The sequence below is a fragment of the Limibacterium fermenti genome (assembly GCF_041902845.1).
GTDB classification, from domain to species: Bacteria; Bacteroidota; Bacteroidia; order Bacteroidales; family Dysgonomonadaceae; genus Limibacterium; species Limibacterium fermenti.
In genome coordinates this window covers 1,362,033-1,381,287 of the sequence record NZ_CP159486.1, presented here as the reverse complement: position 1 = coordinate 1,381,287, position 19,255 = coordinate 1,362,033, and the positions used below count along the sequence as shown (strand labels likewise).

Here is a 19,255-nt window from a genome sequence, read left to right as displayed (position 1 = left end):
GTATAGAGAAAAGAAAACAGAGGCGCGGAAGCCGCCACTATAGAAAGAGAAAAAACTATTTGGTTAAATAATGTAAATACCCCCCCCCCCCGTTATTTTAACAGGCGTTAACAGGGGCGCCGAAGTCATTATTTTGATATTTTTCCGATCCTTTGTCATGAGTTTTACATACCAGTTAGATTTTTCTGTCGTGTCAGGCAGTAAACCTATTTTCGAAAGGCAAATATACACGATTTTTCTAACAAACAAGAATAAAACATAAATAAATCAATTGATTTTTTCTATACTATTTATTGATGTTGTTTATATTGATAACACAAGCCGCTTACAGATAGAGGTGCCAGGGTTATTTAAAATAGTGACGGATCCACGGCCTGTCTTCAGCTTCTTTATCATTTTTATAACAAAACAAAACCTACCATTCGGGAGCCTCCGCCCCGGAGGAAGGCGCATTCGATTTTACCGTCGGCCAACCGTTCTCCCAATGGATTCTATCCAACAACACTTGCCGCTGACGATCGGGATGCGCTATTTCAAAAGCATGATACAGTATCCAGTCGTTGCCTGCTTTATCCTGAAAGATTTCCGAGTTATGTCCCGTTCCCTTAAACAAACCGTTTCCGTGAAGGACGATTTCGTGCTTATTGTCGAGCATCCTGCCGCCGGATTGATCGACATACGGGCCCCAAAGATTTTTGGAACGCCCGACCACCGTGGTATAGGTACTTTTTACCCCCTCGCAACAGGTACCGATGGAACCGAACAAATAATAATAGTCGCCGCGTTTATGGATATAGGTTCCTTCATAAGCCGTGCCGGCCACCTGTTTTTTTTCGGCGCCAGGTTTCAGATTGAGCCCGTCATCCGTCAGTTCGATGCCGTAGATGCCGCGAAAACTGCCCCAAAACAGATACTTCTTTGCGTTTTCTTCGATATAAAAAGGGTCGATGGAATTTTGCACGCCGATCTCGTTGCTCCGGAACAATTTTCCATGATCGGTAAATGGCCCTTCGGGCTTATCGGAGATCGCTACCCCGATACCACAAGTCTGTTCTCCCCCCCAAACCGACATGGAATAATACATCACATATTTTCCGTCGATATAATTGATATCGGGCGCCCACAAACCGGCGTTGGGTTCCCAACGAGGCCGTCCGGCATCGGTAAAAGCATTTCCTATATATTCCCAGTCAACTAAATTCGTCGAACGGTGAATTCCAATTCCTGTGTGATAAAGGTAAAAACAACCGTCTTCAGCAAGAATAACCGATGGATCGGGAGCATCGGATCTAACAACAGGATTAAAATAATTCGATAGACCGCTACCCCATGACACATTTGCCTTATCTCCCATTGTTAACTCAAGCACCCCACCGTTTACAATGGCAGAGTGTTCGATCCATGCCCTATTCCATTCTTTTCCATTGAGTTTTGCGGATTGAATGTATTTATTATCCCCTGAAAAATTTTCAGCCTTCACCGTAAACGTTTTTCCGTTGGGCAACTGAATAACCGTTTTCTCGAAGAACGGGCTACCGATGGTATATACCGGCAATCCGGGAGTCACCGGATAAAATCCCATTTGAGAGAAAACCACGAAGGCCGTCATACCTCCTCCGTCTTCATCCCCGGGAACTCCCATCAGGTCATTTCTAAACCACTGATCAATGAGGGTATGGATGCGTTTTTGCGTTTTCCACGGTTGGCCGGCATAAGCATATAAATAGGGAATATGCAGCGAAGGCTCATTCGCCATGGAGAACTGGCCTACATTGCCTGTATGATCGGGAAGCTTTGCATAAAAATCGTATTTGCTTCTACCCAGAGGTTCGGAAAACATACGATCGAGATTTTTGACGAACGTTGAATCTCCTCCCATTAATTGAATCAGATCCGGAATATTATGTTGTACATCCCAGCGATAAATCCACCCGTTATTCTCACCATAAAACTCACGGGCGCCCATTCCACCGGGGAAAGCATAATCGAACGGTTCGATAAAACGGCCTTCTTTATCTTTCGGATGAAAGAACCCGGTGTTCGGATTGAACAGATGACGATAATTATAAGACTTTTCCAAAAAGTAACGGTAATCCGCCTCTTTACCCAATTCTTTGGCTATTTGGGCAAGACACCATTCATCATAAGCCGTCCCCAACGTCACGGCCACCGGCTGACGTTTTTCGAAGGAATGGACTTCCGGAATAGTTTCTTCTTCGCCTTCTCGGAGGGCCGGAATATACCCCTTTGTATGATAGAATCGATCCAATTCCCCGGCAGGTTTTGCCGACCAAGGCGCCAATGTTTTCTGAGTTAAGGCATTCTTACAAGCCTCATAAATTTTGGTCAAATCATACCCTCTGATGCCTTTCCGATACGCATCTATCACCGTAGCAACCCCGTGGTTGGAATTCATCCGACGGCTGTCACCCGTTATTTCAGGGAAAGTAGGCCACCAAAAATGTTCCATTTGCTCCGACATTCGCAAGAATGACCGGATGATATCGCGTTCCATATCCGGTTCGATAATCGTCCGCAGCGGGTGCGTAGCCCGATACGTATCCCAAATCCAATCATCCGTATAAAAAGGAATGCCCTCATCATTGTGTACTTTCCCGTCAAAAGCGCTGAAATACCGGCCGTCTTCCGAAATACATACCGGCCGTTCATACGTACGATATAAAGATGTATAGAAAACCGCTTTATGATCTTCACTGCCTCCTTCCACCGATAACTTCCCCAATGTCTTATTCCAAAGATCTCTCCCCGATGCGGCAATATCGGGCAAATGACGTCCGCGTATCTCCCTTTCGAAATTCTTCTTCGCCTGCTGTTCATCAATAAACGAAATCCCATACCGAAGGGTGAGGTTCTCCTTTTCCCGGGCATATTGGAGAACAACAGCCGCGTTGTCTCCCGACGTTTGGCGTTCCTTTGTCCAAATGCCGTTGTGAAACGAGCGAACGGACACCGGTAAAACATCCGGTTCAAGATAAATATATACTTTTGTGTTATTATCCAACTGCTGAAATCCGGATACCGCCTTTCCGTCCCATCGCATTGCTCCCCGGCGAGAATTGACTATCAGTGAAACCGTTTCTTCATTTCCAAGAAATTCTAACTCATAAATACCTGATTGATGCGACACGGCATATTTTACCTCCACCTCCTCTTCGTCTAAATAAACGGAATAGGAATAGGGCGTGATTTTTTCCTGATCATAACTATATTGTATAACCGGCTGCAAGTCGTCAACCGAGCCTTGAAAAGGACTCAGGTTAAAAGCAGAACTTCCCCGATGACTGGTTACAACCAAGGGTAAACCGTTCAACAAATCGCCCGTAAAATCAGCCCGCTCCGGATACACACGCAACATACTGTTCGGAAGATGTATGGTAGGATAAGTCGGAACCAATAAATGACTGATGCCCCCGATATACGGATTTACATAATCAACCGGTTGCTTTGCCACAGATTGGGAAAACAAAGGGAAGATACTGAATAACAACCCACAGATAACAGACAAGTTGACGGTTTTCATTAATTTGCTAATTCGCTAATTTACTAATTCGCTAATTAATCTATCCCCTTGTTATTTCCTCCTTCTCGGCATCCCAATACATCGTACGGCCTTCCAGATACGCCCTTGTTCCCATGTGGGCGGTAATTGCTTCCTGAAACGCCTGATCGATACCGCACGCCGGCGTACCGCCATGACGAATGCAACTTAACCACTCCTTCAGATGTAAAAAAGTAGTATCGTACCTTTTTCCGCCTACATATGAATACAGCAGACCCCGTTTGGCGAAATAAAGTTCGGTTGCCGACGAAACAGCATCCACGCTACGTCCGGGAATATACTGATAAAACGGTTCCCCGGGTTTTATAATGCCTTTTTCTATTTTTTCTTTGTATTGTTCCGAACGGGGATCAATGGTAATGGTTAAGGTGCTTCCGACTTCCATCGTCGCATCATGCCCCATGATTTTTCGAGGACGATCATACTGGCTGGCAAGCGTGGCGGAATAGAGAAACGTAGTACCGCGGTCTTTATATTCGAAAGCTGTTTGCAACACATCAGGAACCGTACGTCCATCCTTAAAGAAATATACCCCTCCCGAAGAAACCGCAGAATCGGGAATACCTAACTTGAGGATTTGATTCATGGCATCATACTCATGCGTAAGCAAATCGCCGCTCAGACCCGTACTGTAATCCCACCAGCAACGCCAGCGGAAGAAACGTTCCAGACTGAATTTATCGCGCGGGTCAGGCCCGACATATTTAGCCAATCCCGCGGAAGTCATATAATCCATATACTCTTTTATCCTGTCGGGATCTCCTTCGAATTGCTTCCAATCGATGGTCTTTTCGTTTCCATCGGGATGAATGGCATATACCCACGCCCCATTCGGGTCATTGCGGTTTGTGCCGGTTTCGACAAGGCTTATGGGGCCCAGCAATCCCTTCTCAATAATCTCTCTCGCCCTTTCATAGGCCTCTATCTGACGATTTTGATGCCCGAGTTGAAACACCCGATTGCTACTTTTTACAATATCCCTCAAGGCATATGTTTCGGGCACCGTCCACGTCATCGGTTTTTCGAGATACACATGCTTACCGGCCTTGATAGCGTCCATAGCCATGGTTCCATGCCAATGATCGGGCGAAGCAATCACCACCGCATCCACATCGTCGGCCGCAAGCAACTCTTTATAATTCAAATACCGTTTCGGTTCAGGGCCGTAAGTACCGTTGACACCTTCACGATGAATGTTTGCACCGGCTTTAATACCGTCATAGGCGTGATTGTCGAAGACATCGCACACCGCGGTGAGTTGTATGCGCAAATCTTCCTGCTCCATGAAATCGGCATAACGGGTGTTTTTCGAATCTTTCAGCGATTGCTGTTTGAGCTCCTCGACATACTCAGGCGTTGCGAAACCCAGCCCGCGGAGCAATTGGCTTCCACGGATACCCGCTCCGATAATTCCCACGCGTACAATATTCTCATCGGACGCGATCGGAGTCATCGGCCTTTCATCCGACTTAAACCGAAACATCTCCGATGCACGGTTATTATTCATTTCATTTCTGCGCTTTTTGTAAATACCGTAAGCCATAGCCCCCAACACCGGAACCGTAGCGATTGCTTTCAGCGCATCGCGGCGCCCTTCGGAAACAGGACGTTTAGGAGCGTTTTCATGCGGAAGCTCCTCTTTGTTTGTATCTTTTTCGTTAGAAAGATTTTTATCGTTATCCATAAGTTAGTTGTGCTTTTTTCTGTTTGCGAAAATGATTCTGTCAAATCCTATAAGATGTGAAGTGGGAAAATACGACAGCACCATGACTGCCCCCAACATCACCAGGTTTTTGTCCACCCAAAGATAAGAACCTTCGGCCGGAAGCAAATACTCGACATTCAACATCGGCGGATGTGACAAATAGAACAATATAAGAAAGACGATAGCTCCCCAATACCCTAGTTTATTAAAAAGTCCAAGAATAAGAGATAATCCGACAAGAATCAACCCATAGATATTGATGAAATTCGTTACGGAAAGTAACGTAGGGTTTTCGGCCAACAGGGTAAAAAGAGGAGCAAACAGACCTTTAGAATCCAACAAGTAAGCGCTCGCAGACCAATTAGGCGTAAAAAGTTTCGCCGTTCCTTCGTATAAAAAATACCAACCGATTAATACTCTTAATAAAACCAACCAAAACAATCGCATTTTGGAATACTTTGTGTAAATGTCCTTCATTATTTTGAAACTATATATAAAACCGAGATTTCCTATGCTTTCGCGTAATTGTGCGGGAAACGAATAGTGGCCGTAAAATTACTACAAATTATTTTTACAGTAAAATTTCCGGAGTATAAGATTCGTAGCAATCAAGCCTTATTGTAAATATCTGTAAAAACAGGAATTTCTTATCAACTATCAAAACATTATTCCCGGGAGTTTCGTTTAACCCCTGATTCGTTGTTCTTTTGCCAGATAAAAGTGAAAGTAAACAATCCGATAGAATTAGTTGTTTGTATGGTAATAAAAATTTAGAAGAAATGATTGACCAGTCTTTTTTACATTTAATAGAGCAAAGTATCCGGATTCATTGGGATTTACCGGCAATGACAGACTTTCAGGGGAAGACGTTTTATTATAAAGATTTTGCCCGTGAAATGGACAAAATACATCATTATTTCAAGGCGGCGAATGTGCACCGAGGAGACAAAATTGCTATCGTCGGGCGCAACTCCGCTCATTGGGCGATCGCCTTTTTCTCTACGTTATCATACGGAGCCGTAGCCGTAAGTATTTTACATGAATTTAACAAAGAAAGTATCCAATATATCATCGATCATTCCGATTCGAAAATTATTTTTGCCGATGAAGCCATTTACAACGAACTCGACAAAAACGCCCTTCCGAAAGTAGAATCGGTTTTTTCCCTCGATAATTTGTCCTTGTTACATTCCGTATCAAAAGACTTGCAAACGTTTGCCGGTTCAGCCGAATCTTTCTTCGAAGAGAACTATAAAAACGGTTTCTTTGTGAATGACATCGCCTTCCGTCACGACCGTAGTGAAGAACTTGCCGTTATCAATTATACCTCAGGCACAACAAGCAGTCCCAAAGGGGTTATGCTCCCTTACCGCAGCTTATGGTCGAACACCAAATTTGCCAACGAACAATTACCTTTTATCCATTCGGGTGACGATATCGTATGCATGCTTCCCATGGCCCATACATACGGATTGGCATTCGAAGTGTTGAATTCCATTTCGATGGGCGTACATATCCATTTTTTGGGAAAAACGCCTTCGCCGCAGGTACTCGTTAAGACATTCGCAGAAATAAAACCCAAATTAGTATTGGCCGTTCCGCTGATCATCGAGAAGATCGTTACAAAAAATGTATTCCCTAAACTCGAACAAGGAGCGGCCAAGACATTAAAGAAAATCCCCTTATTGAACGCGATCGTTTATCGGAAAGTGCGGAAGTCCTTGATAGAAGTATTCGGAGGAAACTTAGTGGAGGTTGTCATCGGCGGTGCAGCGCTGAACGCGGATGTCGAAAAATTCCTGAGGAAAATAAAGTTCCCCTACACGGTAGGATACGGAATGACCGAATGCGGACCGCTTGTCTCTTATTCGTACTGGACAAAATTTAAGGAACGGTCGTGCGGACAAATTGTGGATCGTATGCAAGCAAAAATCGACTCCGAAGATCCGGAAAATATCGTCGGCGAAATCCGTGTGAAAGGAACCAATGTGATGCTCGGGTATTATAAAAATCAGGAAGCAACCGATGAGGTATTGCAAAAAGACGGGTGGATGAAAACCGGAGATTTGGGACTTATCGACAAAGATCATTTCATCTTCATTAAAGGTCGAAATAAAAACTTGATATTGGGCGCATCCGGACAAAACATCTATCCGGAAGAGGTGGAAGACAAACTGAACAATTCGCCCTATATTGCAGAATCATTAGCAATTGAAGAAAACGGCAAAATCACCGCTTTGATCTTTCCGGATGCGGATGCGTTGAAAGCCGATGGAATCGCCCCGGAAAACTACCAATCGTTTTTTGAAGAAACAATCAAGGAAATCAATTCGCAACTTCCTTCCTACAGCAAAATCTCAGCAGTAGTATTGCAGGACGAGGAGTTTGAGAAAACTCCAAAACGCAGTATCCGGCGATTTAAATATCAACCGGGCAGCCATCCCATAAATGAATGACAGTCTCTCATAGAAAGATTAATTGGGCTTTTTTGCCTATATATTCCGGTATGCTTTGGGAGAAATACCGACTAACCGTTTAAAGTACTTTCCGAAGAAGGATTGTGAAGGGAAGTGCAGTTCTTCGCTTATTTGTTGAATAGACTTATTGGTAGATTTTAGGAGGGATTTTGCCTCCAGGATTACATAATCGTTAATCCATTCCAACGCTGTTTTTCCTGTAAGTTGTTTGACTACAGTCGATAGATATTTTGGAGTTAAGTAAAGTTTGTCTGCATAAAACCTTACTTCGCGCGAATCTTTATAGTGCTGAAGAATCAGGTTGAAAAAGGCATCGAATAAAACTTCCTGTTTGGGCTTATCATCATTTGTTTTTTGTTGTGACTGCTGAGCATCGTAAAGCCCATAAAAAAAGGCTTGTGCCAACAAACGGACAATCTTCATGCGAGGGATGGTATTCTCCATCCGTAAAACTCTTTTTAATAAGGAATAATATTCATGCATCAGGTTCATGTCATCCGAATTTAGATGCATGATCGGACTCTCTTTTAAATAAAAGAATACGGGTACCGATTCTTTCGCATTCAGGTCAAAATTATCGATAAAGTTTTTTGAAACGATGATAAACAAGCCTTTAAAGTCCGGACTTTTATAGGAATATTGCGCTATTTGTCCCGGAAGCATAATAAAAAAATCATTTTTGGAATACTTGTAAACCTTCAAATTAATACTGCCTTCCACAGAACCTTCCAGACAAATAACGCCTACAGCATAATCAATCTTAATGGGACGATCAAAATAAGGTATTTTGCTGATGTCATCCAATACGAAAAGGTCGTTGGTAATGAGTTCCTGAGTAAGCCGATCTTCTATTGATTTTATTTCGTCGGGAGTGACGTCATTTGTCATAAATATCTCTTTTAGGCTACAAATATAGGACTATTTCAGGTGAAATATCTATTTAAACCGACTTTTAGAACACAATTAGCGAATTATTGACCTTGCCGAGCCATCCCGGTCATCCTATCTTTGCACAAGTTTTCAAAACAAAAAAGAAGGAAAACAATTTTAATAACTAAATTTTTAGAAATGAAAAAAATCATGTTATCATTAGCGTTGATGGTTGGATTAGGAACGGCAACGCAAGTAAGTGCACAAAAAGTGGATTTGGGTGTAAAAGCAGACGCCAACATGTCTAACTTTATTTTAAGTGATTTGGACAATGTGGAAAGCAATCTGGGGTTCGGAGCAAGTCTCGGAGGATTTGCAAAAATCAATTTCACCGATCACTTTGCTCTTCAACCCGAACTACTATTTCATTTCAAAACATCCGAAATAAAAAATAATCCTGCGGGAAATTCTTTCGAAGATTATCAATATTTCGGTGCGGAGATCCCTGTTTATGCCGTCGGACAAATGAACTTAGGTAGTGGAACGGGCTATATAGGCGTGGGACCTTATGTAGGCTTAGGTTTTGATGCCCGTTACAAATCAGATAATGACAACGCGGAAGATCTTAAACTCTACAAAGAATACGACAATAAAAAATCGGCTTTGCAGCGTTTTGATTTCGGTGCAGGAATCATGATCGGCTATGAATTCGAGGCGGGTATCCAAATCAATGCAGGGTATAAGATCGGCGTGATCGATGCCCTGAATGCCGGAAAAGACGATGCGACGATGTTACCTCAAACTATCAGTTTAGGACTCGGCTACCGGTTTTAATTTCGTGCGAAACGATGATAATTGTTGTAAAAGATGGAGGAGCACTCGAAAGTTCCTCCTTCTTTTTTAGTCGTTTGATACATTTATAAAGCTTAAAATCAGCAATATATGAAAAAGAATAAATCAATCTTTAGCATAACAAAGCAAAAAAGCATCTATCTAACCCTCTTCGCCCTATCGGTAATCGGGTGCGGAGGTAAAGAGAACACGGAAAAACCGCAGAAGGTTATTCCCGTAAAAGTGCTGAATGTCGAATTTTTTAATGAACATATCCAGCGTAATTACGTGGGGACGGCAGAAGGTTCATCCGCTATTTCCGTCAGTTTTTCGGGAATGGGAAATGTAGAACGGGTGTACGTATCGGAAGGACAAAGAATAAATAAAGGGCAGCTTTTGGCCGAGTTAAACTCGGTTACCGTACAAAATGCCTATGAAGTCGCCAAATCGACACTCAAACAAGCTGAGGATGCGTACGCCCGGATGTCGGAATTGCATAAAAAGGGGAGTTTGCCGGATATAAAATTCATAGAAGTCGAAACGGGATTGGAACAGGCTAAAGCCATGGAAGCAATCGCCCGGAAAAGCCTTGACGATTGCAAACTAGATGCTCCCATGTCCGGTATCATCGCGGAGCGTTCCGTGGAAGAAGGACAAAATGCCATGCCGGGGCTCTCGGCATTCAAGATTGTTTCCATCGACGATGTCAATATAAATGTAGCTATCCCCGAAAACGAAATAGGAACGGTACGGGTAGGACAACCGGCAAAAGTCCAGGTAACGGCTCTACAGGAGAAGGCATACGAAGGAAGAGTCGATATAAAAGGCATCGAAGCAAATCCCATCTCACATACCTATAAAATAACCGTTAAGCTGAGGAATCCGCAATCGGAAATTATTCCCGGTATGGTTTGTAAAGTATATTTAAGTCCTTTGGAAGAAGACGGAAACAAAAAAATAATCATTCCGAATAAATCCGTCCGGATTTCTCCCGACGGACAACGTTTCGTATGGCTGGCGGAAGACAATGTCGCCAAGCGCCGATTTATAACTACCGGGTCTTTGGCCGACTATGGTGTAATCGTAGAGGAAGGCCTGAAAGAGGGCGAGCAAGTGATTATAGAAGGGAGCAATAAGGTAAGCGAGGGAATGCAAGTGTCCATCGTGAAATAAAAAAAGACTCATGAGAAAGAATTCAGGAAGTATCGGTTCGGTTATGCGTCATAACCAAATAATGCTGTTAGTGATAGGAATTCTGGTTGTTGCCGGTATTTATGCATTGGCAGTGATGCCCAAACAAGAATACCCTACGTTTACCATCCGGCAAGGAGTAGTGGTAGGTGTTTATCCCGGGGCAAACTCGTCGGTTGTAGAACAACAACTGACTAAACCGCTCGAAAAATATTTGCTTACCTTTCCCGAAGTAAATCGTAAAAAAACGTATTCGCATACGAAAGACGGCATCGTTTACTTTTATGTGGAGCTGGCGGATAATGTTAAGGACAAAGATATCGTATGGTCGAAGATAAAACATTCTTTGTCGGTTTTTAAATCACAACTTCCCAGTGGCGTCCTGGCCTTGATTGCGAATGATAATTTCGGCGACGTCGCCGCCATCCTCCTCGCAATGGAATCGGAAGATAAGACTTATCGCGAAATGGACGGCTACGTGGATGTCCTTGAAAGCCGCCTCCGCCAGGTACCTTCCGTAGCGAATGTAAATCGGCACGGCTCGCAAAAGGAACAAATATCCATCTATCTGGATAATGATAAATTAAGCGCTTACGGCATCGGCTCCAAAACACTCCTGCTGAATTTGCTTACCCAAGGGGTTACCACAACAAGCGGCAAAATAGACAACGATCAAATGCACGTGCCGATCCATATCGCCGATCCGCTTTCCTCCGAAAAAGAGATAGAGGAACAGATCATCTATTCCGATCCGCAGGGAAATGTCATTCGTGTCAAGGATATCGGACGGGTAGTACGCGAGTATCCCGATCCGGAGAGTTATATTACTCACAACGGGAAAAAGTGCGTACTGTTATCGTTGGAAGTGCAGAAGAGCGCGAATATCGTTTCTTTCGGTAAGGAAGTAGATAAGGTCTTGAAAAATTTCGAGGAAGAATTACCCGAAAGCGTACAAATGCACCGCATTGCCGACCAACCGGAAATCGTAGGCAACTCAATCAGCTCGTTTTTGCAGGAATTACTGATGGCTGTTATTGCCGTGGTATTGGTCATCATGCTGTTGCTGCCTTTGCGCGTTGCGGCAGTCGCGGCCACGTCCATTCCGATTACCATATTTATTTCAATAGCAATATTATATGCAGTGGGTATTCCGTTGAATATGGTTACCCTGGCCGCCCTGATCGTGGTACTCGGAATGATTGTGGACAATTCGGTGGTAATTGTCGATAATTATCTGGATAAGTTGGATCATGGCATGTCGCGATGGCATGCGGCAATCGTTAGCGCGAAAGAATATCTGAAGTCTATTTTTTCGGCGACCCTGGCAATCAGCATCACTTTTTTCCCTTTTCTTATCACGATGACGGGAACGACTTACGACTTTTTGGAATATTTCCCATGGACCGTAACCATTACCTTATCCATATCGTTATTGGTTGCCATATTCGTTATTCCGTTCATACAATATGTATTTATAAGAAAGGGATTGTTGGCCACTAAGCGGGAACGGGCGTTGCAAGGAAAACCGGAAAGGAAAACAATACTGGATTATTTGCAAGGCGGATATGATAAATTATTGACCGGAGTGTTCAAACATCCCAAGGCAACCATCGGCATAGCGGTTATTTCGGTGGGAGTAGGATTGTATTTGTTCGCAACCCTCCCGCAAAGAATGATGCCGGTAGTAGAACGGAATCAGTTTGCCGTAGAAATGTACCTTCCGCAAGGAAGCCCCCTCGGCGCCACCGGTGCGGTAAGCGACAGTATGGAACATCTTTTGCGCCGCGACCCGCGGGTGGAATCCGTAACAGCCTTTGTAGGAGCAAGCTCGCCTCGGTTCCATCTGGTGTATGCGCCTAACATGCCATCGCCCGCTTATGCACAGTTCATTGTCAATACGACATCGGCAAAAGCTACGGAAGAAATACTGACGGAATATACCGATCAATACGCGTTTTATTTTCCCGAAGCGTACATCCGGTTTAAACAATTGGATTTTCAAGCCGTGGCGGCGCCTGTAGAGATCCGTTTTTCGGGAGAAAACTTACAGGAATTGAAAACCCAATCGGAAAAGATGATTTCCTACCTCAACACATTGGATGAATGCCTGCGCGTACGGACGGATTTCGATGATATGCTTCCGGGAGCCGAGATTGTACTGGATCCGGTTGAAGCAGGCCGCTTAGGTGTCAATAAAGCATTGGCATCACTGAATTTGTCGTCCAATTACGGAGGCATGTCTGTCAGTACCATGTGGGAGGGCGACTATCCGCTTTCGGTCGTATTGAAATCCGACAAAGATAACGAAGGCTTCAATAGCATTGAGAATGTGGATGTATCGGGCGTTATACCGGGCTCGATCGTACCGTTGCGCCAGGTCGGAACCGTAAAACCCGACTGGACGGAAGGGCAAATCGTCCGCCGTAACGGCATGCTGACCATTAGCGTCCTGGCCGATCTGAAATGGAATGTGAATGCAACCGAAGTCATCAAAAAAGTCCGACAGCATGTCGATTCGGAAGTTATTCCGGCATTACCCAAAGGGGTAAATGTCGAGTACGGGGGCGAAACAGAACTGAACAACGAGATTATCCCGGATATGATCAACGCAATGGTCATTGCCGTATTCATCATATTCCTGATACTCGTATTCCATTTCAAGAGGCTTAAATTGGCGCTTCTGGTTTTCTCATCGATGGCGCTTACCGTTTTCGGAGCCGCTTTCGGGGTATGGGTCATGGGTATCGACTTCAGCGTAACAGCCATGTTGGGATTGGTGAGCCTTGCGGGAATCGTGGTACGGAACGGTATTATCATGTTTGATTACACCGACGAACTCCGGCAAAAATACAAATTGCCCGTAGGAAAAGCCGCTTTTGAGGCAGGAAAGCGACGTATGCGCCCGATATTCCTCACCTCTGCCGCCGCCTCTATGGGCGTATTGCCTATGGTATTGAGCGGCGACCTGATGTGGGCGCCGTTGGGAACGGTTATCTTTTTCGGCACATTAATCTCCATGATATTTGTCGTAACGGTATTACCCGTAGCCTATTGGTTATTGTACAAAAAATCGGATAGAAAAGTTAAAGTAATAGCAGACAGAATATGATACGAAAAATAATGGCAATGTGCATGGCATCCCTCATGACTATCGGGATATATGCCCAAGAAACATATACATTGCAAACATGCAAGGAATTAGCGTTACAGAATAATACAAAAGCTCAAAAGAGCGAACTGGCATTAGAGGTTGCCCGTCAATCGAAAAAAGAAGCTTTCACCAAATACTTTCCGTCGGTGAGCGCAATGGGAGTAGGATTCAAGGCAACCAAGCCGATGATGGCAGGCGAAATACCGATAGGCGCGCTGATGGGTAATCCCGAGATGCCGCCATTCGAATTGAACATGTTGAAAAAAGGAATGATAGGAGTAGTCAGCGCTACCCAACCTGTTTTTGCCGGAGGACAAATCGTTAACGGTAATAAATTGGCAAAAGTAGGAGTGGAAGTGGCTGAATTGCAAAAATCGATGAGTGAAGATGCGTTGTTGCTCACCGTAGAACAATATTATTGGCAAATCGTAACGCTGAAAGAAAAGATGAAAACGATCGCGGAAGCCGAATCATTGCTCCAGCAGGCTTATCAGGATGTGAATAATTCTTACCAAGCAGGCTTGGTCAATAAAAATGAATTGCTGAAAGTAGAACTTAAACAGAATGAATTGGAGAGTAACAAATTGAAATTATCGAACGGATTGAAACTTGCGAAAATGGTATTGGCGCAATATATCGGCGTTACTTCCGATAATTTCGATGTCGAGGATCCATCTTTAATGGCTGAAGAACCGATGCTCCCTGTAAAAGCAGACCACGAGTCGGCTTTACAACAACGGGCGGAATACCGGTTGTTGGATAAGAATATTGAAGCGAATAAGTTACAGGTAAAAATGGAAACAGGCAAAAATCTTCCTACCGTTGCCATAGGCGCGGGGTGGAATTATATGAACATCGATAAAAACTCGCCCATGGGCATGGAAGATAATTTCGGAATGGGCTTTGTGACCATTTCGATCCCTATTACCAATTGGTGGGGTGGCTCACATGCAATAAAGAAACAAAAGATGCAGGTGAAAATAGCCGAGAGCGAAAAACAGGACACCGAGGAGTTATTGTTGATACAGATGCAACAATTATGGAACGAAGTGAACGAAGCCTTGGCCCAAGTACGGTTGTCGGAGAAAGCCATCGATTCGGCGGTCGAAAACGTCCGGTTGAACTCGGATTATTATAAGGCCGGAACAGGTGTCCTTACCGATCTTTTAGATGCCCAAAGCTCTTTACAGCAGGCACGCGACCAACATACCGAAGCGCTCGCCAATTACCGTATAAAACAGTCAAAATATAAGCAAGTGACGGGACAACCGTAAAAAAGCAATGAAAGAAAGCTTATCCCACGAAAAGGTCTGTTTCCAGAAAGAATATGATGGGAAAAAACTGGATATAGAAATGGTAACCAATCCGTTTTTCAAACAATTAACGGACTTCGTAATGGCTTTACCGGGGAATGCCTCATTGCCGGGTAAAATTATTTATTCCAAACGGAACGATGTCAGTGTAATGGAAATAATGGGCGTTCGCTTAACGATTAAAGCGTATAAGCATATCACCCTGGCCAATAAAATCATTTATGCGACCGTCCGAAAATCAAAGGCTGAAAGAGCTTATAACCATGCGTTAGAATTAACCGCCAGAGGTATAAGCACTCCAGCACCGATCGCTTATATCGATTGTTATCGGCATAAGATGTTGCAGAAAAGTTTCTTTATCTGTTTGTACGTCAATTATCCGTCGGTTTCGGATTTTAGGGCATTGCCCATACCCGAAACAGAAACTCTCTTCAGGGCATTCGGTCATTTTACTTATCACCTTCATTTAAAAGGTGTGTATCATAAGGATTACAGCCTGAGTAACGTATTAGTAATACGGCGCTCATCGGATTATGATTTTTGCCTGATCGACAATAATCGTATTCATTTTGGGGAATACTCCCTAAGAGAATCGATGAAAAATATGTATCGCCTGAGTTTACCGGCAGATAAATACGCTATTGTAGGATCTGCATACGCGGAAGTATCGAAAACTGATGATATCTGGACCGTATCTCTGATGTTTTTTTACCGTGAATTTTCAATTCGCCTTTCCTCCCTCAAACGGAAGGTGAAAAATCTGTTGAAAATCATTCGGAAATAGAGATAACGGGAATCTCTTTTCAATGAGCCGGGGTTCCTTTCCCGTCTAACCGCTCCAGGGGCGGTTTGACGGGAAGAATCACCGGTAATTTTATTCGTACTCGTTCCAAGCCTTGATTTCGATCTGATCGATATCGACGTTGCAAAAAGCATTGATGAAAGCGCTTGCCAAACGCGAATTGGTAATCAAGGGGACATTAAAGTCGATGGATGTCCGCCGGATGTAATAGCCGTTGCGCAATTCCCCGGGCGAAAGGTTTTTGGGAATATTCACCACCAAATCGATCTGTTTGTTCTGAATCAGCTCGATGGTATTCGGACTTTTATCTTCATTCGGCCAATACACTAATGTAGCCGGCACGCCGTTTTCTTCGAGGAACTTTTGGGAACCGCCGGTCGCAAATAAGTTATATCCTTTTTCATGCAACAGCCTCGCAGACTCCAGCAGTTCGACTTTCGAACGGGCAGGCCCCGTCGAGAACAATACATTTTTCTTCGGAATGGTATATCCTACCGCCAACATGGCCGTGAGCAACGCTTCATAAAAGTTGTCGCCCAGACATCCCACTTCGCCCGTCGACGACATATCGACGCCTAACACGGGGTCGGCCTTCTGCAAGCGCGAGAAAGAGAATTGCGAGGCTTTGATTCCTACATAGTCCAAATCGAAAGCGCTTTTGTGGGGTTTTTCCACCTTCAGTCCGAGCATCACTTTCGTGGCCAGCTCAATAAAATTAATCTTCAGGACTTTCGACACAAAGGGGAACGACCGCGACGCACGCAGGTTGCATTCTATCACCCGTATCTTATTGTCCTTCGCCAAAAACTGGATATTAAACGGTCCGGAAATATTCAATGCACAAGCAATCTCACGCGACACCTTTTTTATTTTCCGAGCGGTTTCGACATATAATCGCTGAGGCGGGAACTGGATGGTCGCATCGCCTGAGTGCACGCCGGCAAACTCGACGTGTTCCGAAATGGCATACGTCACGATTTCGCCTTTATCGGCTACCGCATCAAACTCGATTTCTTTCGCATTCTCGATAAACTCACTCACCACAACCGGATGTTTTTGCGATACTTCGGCCGCCAGTTGAAGGAAATTTTTCAACTCTTCGTCGTTCGAACATACGTTCATGGCCGCTCCCGACAATACATACGACGGGCGCACCAATACCGGATACCCCACCTTATCGACAAAACCGTGCACCTCCTGAAGCGAGGTCAACTCCATCCAACGAGGCTGATCGATATGCAGACGGTCGAGCATACTCGAAAACTGATGGCGGTCTTCGGCATTATCGATGCTTTTGGCCGATGTGCCGAGAATGTTCACGCGGGCATTGTCGAGACGCACCGCTAAGTTATTGGGAATTTGCCCTCCCACCGACAAGACGATACCATGCGGATTTTCGAGTTCGATAATATCCATCACCCGCTCAAACGTCAGCTCGTCAAAATAAAGACGGTCGCACATATCATAATCGGTCGAAACCGTTTCGGGATTATAGTTGATCATCACCGACCGGTATCCTTCCTTGCGCACCGTTTTCAGAGCATTCACCGAGCACCAGTCGAATTCGACCGACGAACCGATGCGATAGGCGCCCGATCCGAGTACAATCACCGAGCGGTGGTCACCCAAGTAATGGACATCGTTCTCGACTCCATTATAGGTGAGATACAAGTAATTTGTCTGCGCCGGATATTCGGCTGCAAGCGTGTCGATCTGCTTCACGGCGGGGACGATACCCCGTTTTTTACGGTAAGCGCGAACGGCGGCCTGGTTGTTTTCGTCAGCATCCTCCTTCCATAAAGCTCGTGCGATTTGGAAATCGGAAAAGCCTTGCTGTTTCGCCGTTTTCAACAGTTCATCGAAGCCGGGATTCGACCCGCTTTCAAAATCGAGTGATCCGGGAGCCTGTTTTTCAAGCGCCTCGGCCGTCTCGATGATATTATAGAGTTTTTCGAGGAACCATTTGTCGATTTTCGTCAACTCATGAATCTGATCGACGGTATATCCCTTGCGGAAAGCCTTGCTGACGACAAATATCCGCTGATCGGTGGGCTCGCGCAACGCTTTATCGATATTTTCGATCTGCAACTCTTTGTTTTCCACAAAACCATGCATGCCTAACCCTACCATTCGCAAGCCTTTTTGGATGGTTTCTTCAAACGTACGCCCGATCGCCATGATTTCGCCCACCGATTTCATACTCGAACCGATCTCTTTCGATACGCCGGTGAATTTGCCCAGATCCCAGCGGGGAATCTTTACGACAATGTAGTCGAGAGCCGGTTCGAAGAAAGCGCTCGTGGACTTGGTTACGGAGTTTTTGAGATCGAACAACCCGTATCCCAATCCGAGCTTGGCGGCGACAAATGCAAGCGGATAGCCGGTAGCTTTCGAAGCTAATGCCGACGAACGGCTCAAGCGCGCGTTGACTTCGATTACACGGTAATCTTCCGATTCGGGATCGAAGGCAAACTGCACATTACATTCCCCTACAATACCGATATGCCGGACGATAGCGATGGACAGGCGGCGCAGCTTGTGAAACTCGGAATTCGTCAATGTTTGCGAAGGAGCCACCACAATACTCTCGCCGGTATGGATTCCGAGCGGATCGAAGTTTTCCATATTACACACCGTAATGCAATTGTCGTAGGCGTCACGTACGACTTCATATTCGATTTCTTTCCAGCCCTTCAACGATTTTTCGATCAGCAACTGAGGCGAATAAGCAAACGCTTTTTCGGCGAGCACTTTCAGTTCGGCCGGATTATCGCAGAATCCCGATCCCATCCCGCCGAGCGCATAAGCCGCCCGCACGATGATGGGGTACCTCAATCCTTCGGCCGCTTTCAGGGCATCATCGAGCGTTTCGACCGCCATGCTCCTGATCGTTTTCACCCCTATTTCATCGAGCTTTTTCACGAAGAGTTCGCGGTCTTCCGTATCCATAATCGCCTGCACGGGCGTACCAAGCACCTGCACGCCATATTTTTCGAGTACTCCCGAAGTGTGCAACCGGACCCCACAGTTGAGCGCCGTCTGTCCTCCGAAAGCCAACAGGATGCCTTCGGGACGTTCCTTGGCAATGACCTTCTCCACGAAATAAGGCGTGACGGGCAAGAAGTAAATTTTGTCGGCCGATTCTTCCGATGTCTGCACCGTCGCGATATTCGGGTTAATCAGAATGGTTTCCACACCCTCCTCGCGCAAAGCTTTCAATGCCTGCGAACCGGAATAATCAAACTCGCCGGCTTCGCCTATCTTCAATGCGCCCGATCCGAGGATGAGCGCTTTTTTTATATCTTTCTTCATTTCTGTGTCTAATGTCTAAATGT

Annotated in this window: 11 protein-coding genes; 6 read left to right on the top strand and 5 right to left on the bottom strand. The window is 44.9% G+C overall.

Annotated elements, in window-relative coordinates; genetic code table 11:
* Positions 1-415: 415 nt before the first annotated feature.
* The 3 genes from ABNK31_RS06355 to ABNK31_RS06345 are packed head-to-tail and all read right to left on the bottom strand — an operon-like array spanning position 416 to position 5,762.
* Positions 416-3,541 (bottom strand): GH92 family glycosyl hydrolase, encoded by a 3,126-nt coding sequence (locus ABNK31_RS06355; protein ID WP_418894840.1) that lies wholly within the window; start codon positions 3,539-3,541, stop codon positions 416-418.
* Between the two features lie 40 nt (positions 3,542-3,581).
* On the bottom strand, positions 3,582-5,264 hold the full coding sequence (locus ABNK31_RS06350) for a Gfo/Idh/MocA family oxidoreductase (protein ID WP_418894839.1): 1,683 nt from the start codon (positions 5,262-5,264) through the stop codon (positions 3,582-3,584).
* A 3-nt stretch (positions 5,265-5,267) separates the two neighbouring features.
* Positions 5,268-5,762, bottom strand: a complete 495-nt coding sequence (locus tag ABNK31_RS06345) for a DoxX family protein (RefSeq protein WP_418894838.1) — start codon at positions 5,760-5,762, stop codon at positions 5,268-5,270.
* Positions 5,763-6,064: 302 nt separating this feature from the next.
* On the opposite strand from ABNK31_RS06345, the gene ABNK31_RS06340 reads away from it, so the two are divergent.
* Complete coding sequence (locus ABNK31_RS06340; RefSeq protein ID WP_418894837.1) at positions 6,065-7,741, top strand: AMP-binding protein; 1,677 nt, start codon at positions 6,065-6,067, stop codon at positions 7,739-7,741.
* Positions 7,742-7,777: 36 nt separating this feature from the next.
* On the opposite strand, the gene ABNK31_RS06335 is transcribed toward ABNK31_RS06340, so the two are convergent.
* Positions 7,778-8,650: an AraC family transcriptional regulator gene (locus ABNK31_RS06335; protein ID WP_418894836.1), complete on the bottom strand. Its 873-nt coding sequence runs from the start codon at positions 8,648-8,650 to the stop codon at positions 7,778-7,780.
* A 180-nt stretch (positions 8,651-8,830) separates the two neighbouring features.
* Here ABNK31_RS06335 and ABNK31_RS06330 point away from each other — a divergent pair, with 180 nt between their 5' ends.
* The 5 genes from ABNK31_RS06330 (at position 8,831) to ABNK31_RS06310 (ending at position 15,902) form a co-directional block, all read left to right on the top strand.
* On the top strand, positions 8,831-9,466 hold the full coding sequence (locus ABNK31_RS06330; protein WP_418894835.1) for a porin family protein: 636 nt from the start codon (positions 8,831-8,833) through the stop codon (positions 9,464-9,466).
* 108 nt (positions 9,467-9,574) lie between these two features.
* Positions 9,575-10,636, top strand: a complete 1,062-nt coding sequence (locus ABNK31_RS06325; RefSeq protein WP_418894834.1) for an efflux RND transporter periplasmic adaptor subunit — start codon at positions 9,575-9,577, stop codon at positions 10,634-10,636.
* Positions 10,637-10,646: 10 nt separating this feature from the next.
* Positions 10,647-13,763 carry an efflux RND transporter permease subunit gene (locus ABNK31_RS06320; RefSeq protein ID WP_418894833.1) on the top strand — a complete coding sequence of 1,039 codons (3,117 nt, stop codon included), beginning with the start codon at positions 10,647-10,649 and terminating at the stop codon, positions 13,761-13,763.
* Complete coding sequence (locus ABNK31_RS06315) at positions 13,760-15,079, top strand: TolC family protein (RefSeq protein ID WP_418894832.1); 1,320 nt, start codon at positions 13,760-13,762, stop codon at positions 15,077-15,079. The genes ABNK31_RS06320 and ABNK31_RS06315 overlap by 4 nt, the downstream gene beginning before the upstream one ends.
* A gap of 7 nt (positions 15,080-15,086) precedes the next feature.
* A complete protein-coding gene (locus ABNK31_RS06310) occupies positions 15,087-15,902 on the top strand; it encodes a hypothetical protein (RefSeq protein ID WP_418894831.1) in 816 nt (271 codons plus the stop codon).
* A gap of 90 nt (positions 15,903-15,992) precedes the next feature.
* Here ABNK31_RS06310 and carB read toward each other — a convergent pair whose 3' ends face one another.
* Entirely contained in the window at positions 15,993-19,232 is a 3,240-nt protein-coding gene (gene carB / locus ABNK31_RS06305) for a carbamoyl-phosphate synthase (glutamine-hydrolyzing) large subunit (RefSeq protein ID WP_418894830.1), read from the bottom strand.
* Between the last annotated feature and the right edge of the window lie 23 nt (positions 19,233-19,255).

Coding starts and splice junctions, on each gene's coding strand:
- ABNK31_RS06355 (WP_418894840.1), bottom strand. CDS start 3,541: ATGAAAACCGTCAACTTGTCTGTTATCTGTGGGTTGTTATTCAGTATC.
- ABNK31_RS06350 (WP_418894839.1), bottom strand. CDS start 5,264: ATGGATAACGATAAAAATCTTTCTAACGAAAAAGATACAAACAAAGAG.
- ABNK31_RS06345 (WP_418894838.1), bottom strand. CDS start 5,762: ATGAAGGACATTTACACAAAGTATTCCAAAATGCGATTGTTTTGGTTG.
- ABNK31_RS06340 (WP_418894837.1), top strand. CDS start 6,065: ATGATTGACCAGTCTTTTTTACATTTAATAGAGCAAAGTATCCGGATT.
- ABNK31_RS06335 (WP_418894836.1), bottom strand. CDS start 8,650: ATGACAAATGACGTCACTCCCGACGAAATAAAATCAATAGAAGATCGG.
- ABNK31_RS06330 (WP_418894835.1), top strand. CDS start 8,831: ATGAAAAAAATCATGTTATCATTAGCGTTGATGGTTGGATTAGGAACG.
- ABNK31_RS06325 (WP_418894834.1), top strand. CDS start 9,575: ATGAAAAAGAATAAATCAATCTTTAGCATAACAAAGCAAAAAAGCATC.
- ABNK31_RS06320 (WP_418894833.1), top strand. CDS start 10,647: ATGAGAAAGAATTCAGGAAGTATCGGTTCGGTTATGCGTCATAACCAA.
- ABNK31_RS06315 (WP_418894832.1), top strand. CDS start 13,760: ATGATACGAAAAATAATGGCAATGTGCATGGCATCCCTCATGACTATC.
- ABNK31_RS06310 (WP_418894831.1), top strand. CDS start 15,087: ATGAAAGAAAGCTTATCCCACGAAAAGGTCTGTTTCCAGAAAGAATAT.
- carB (WP_418894830.1), bottom strand. CDS start 19,232: ATGAAGAAAGATATAAAAAAAGCGCTCATCCTCGGATCGGGCGCATTG.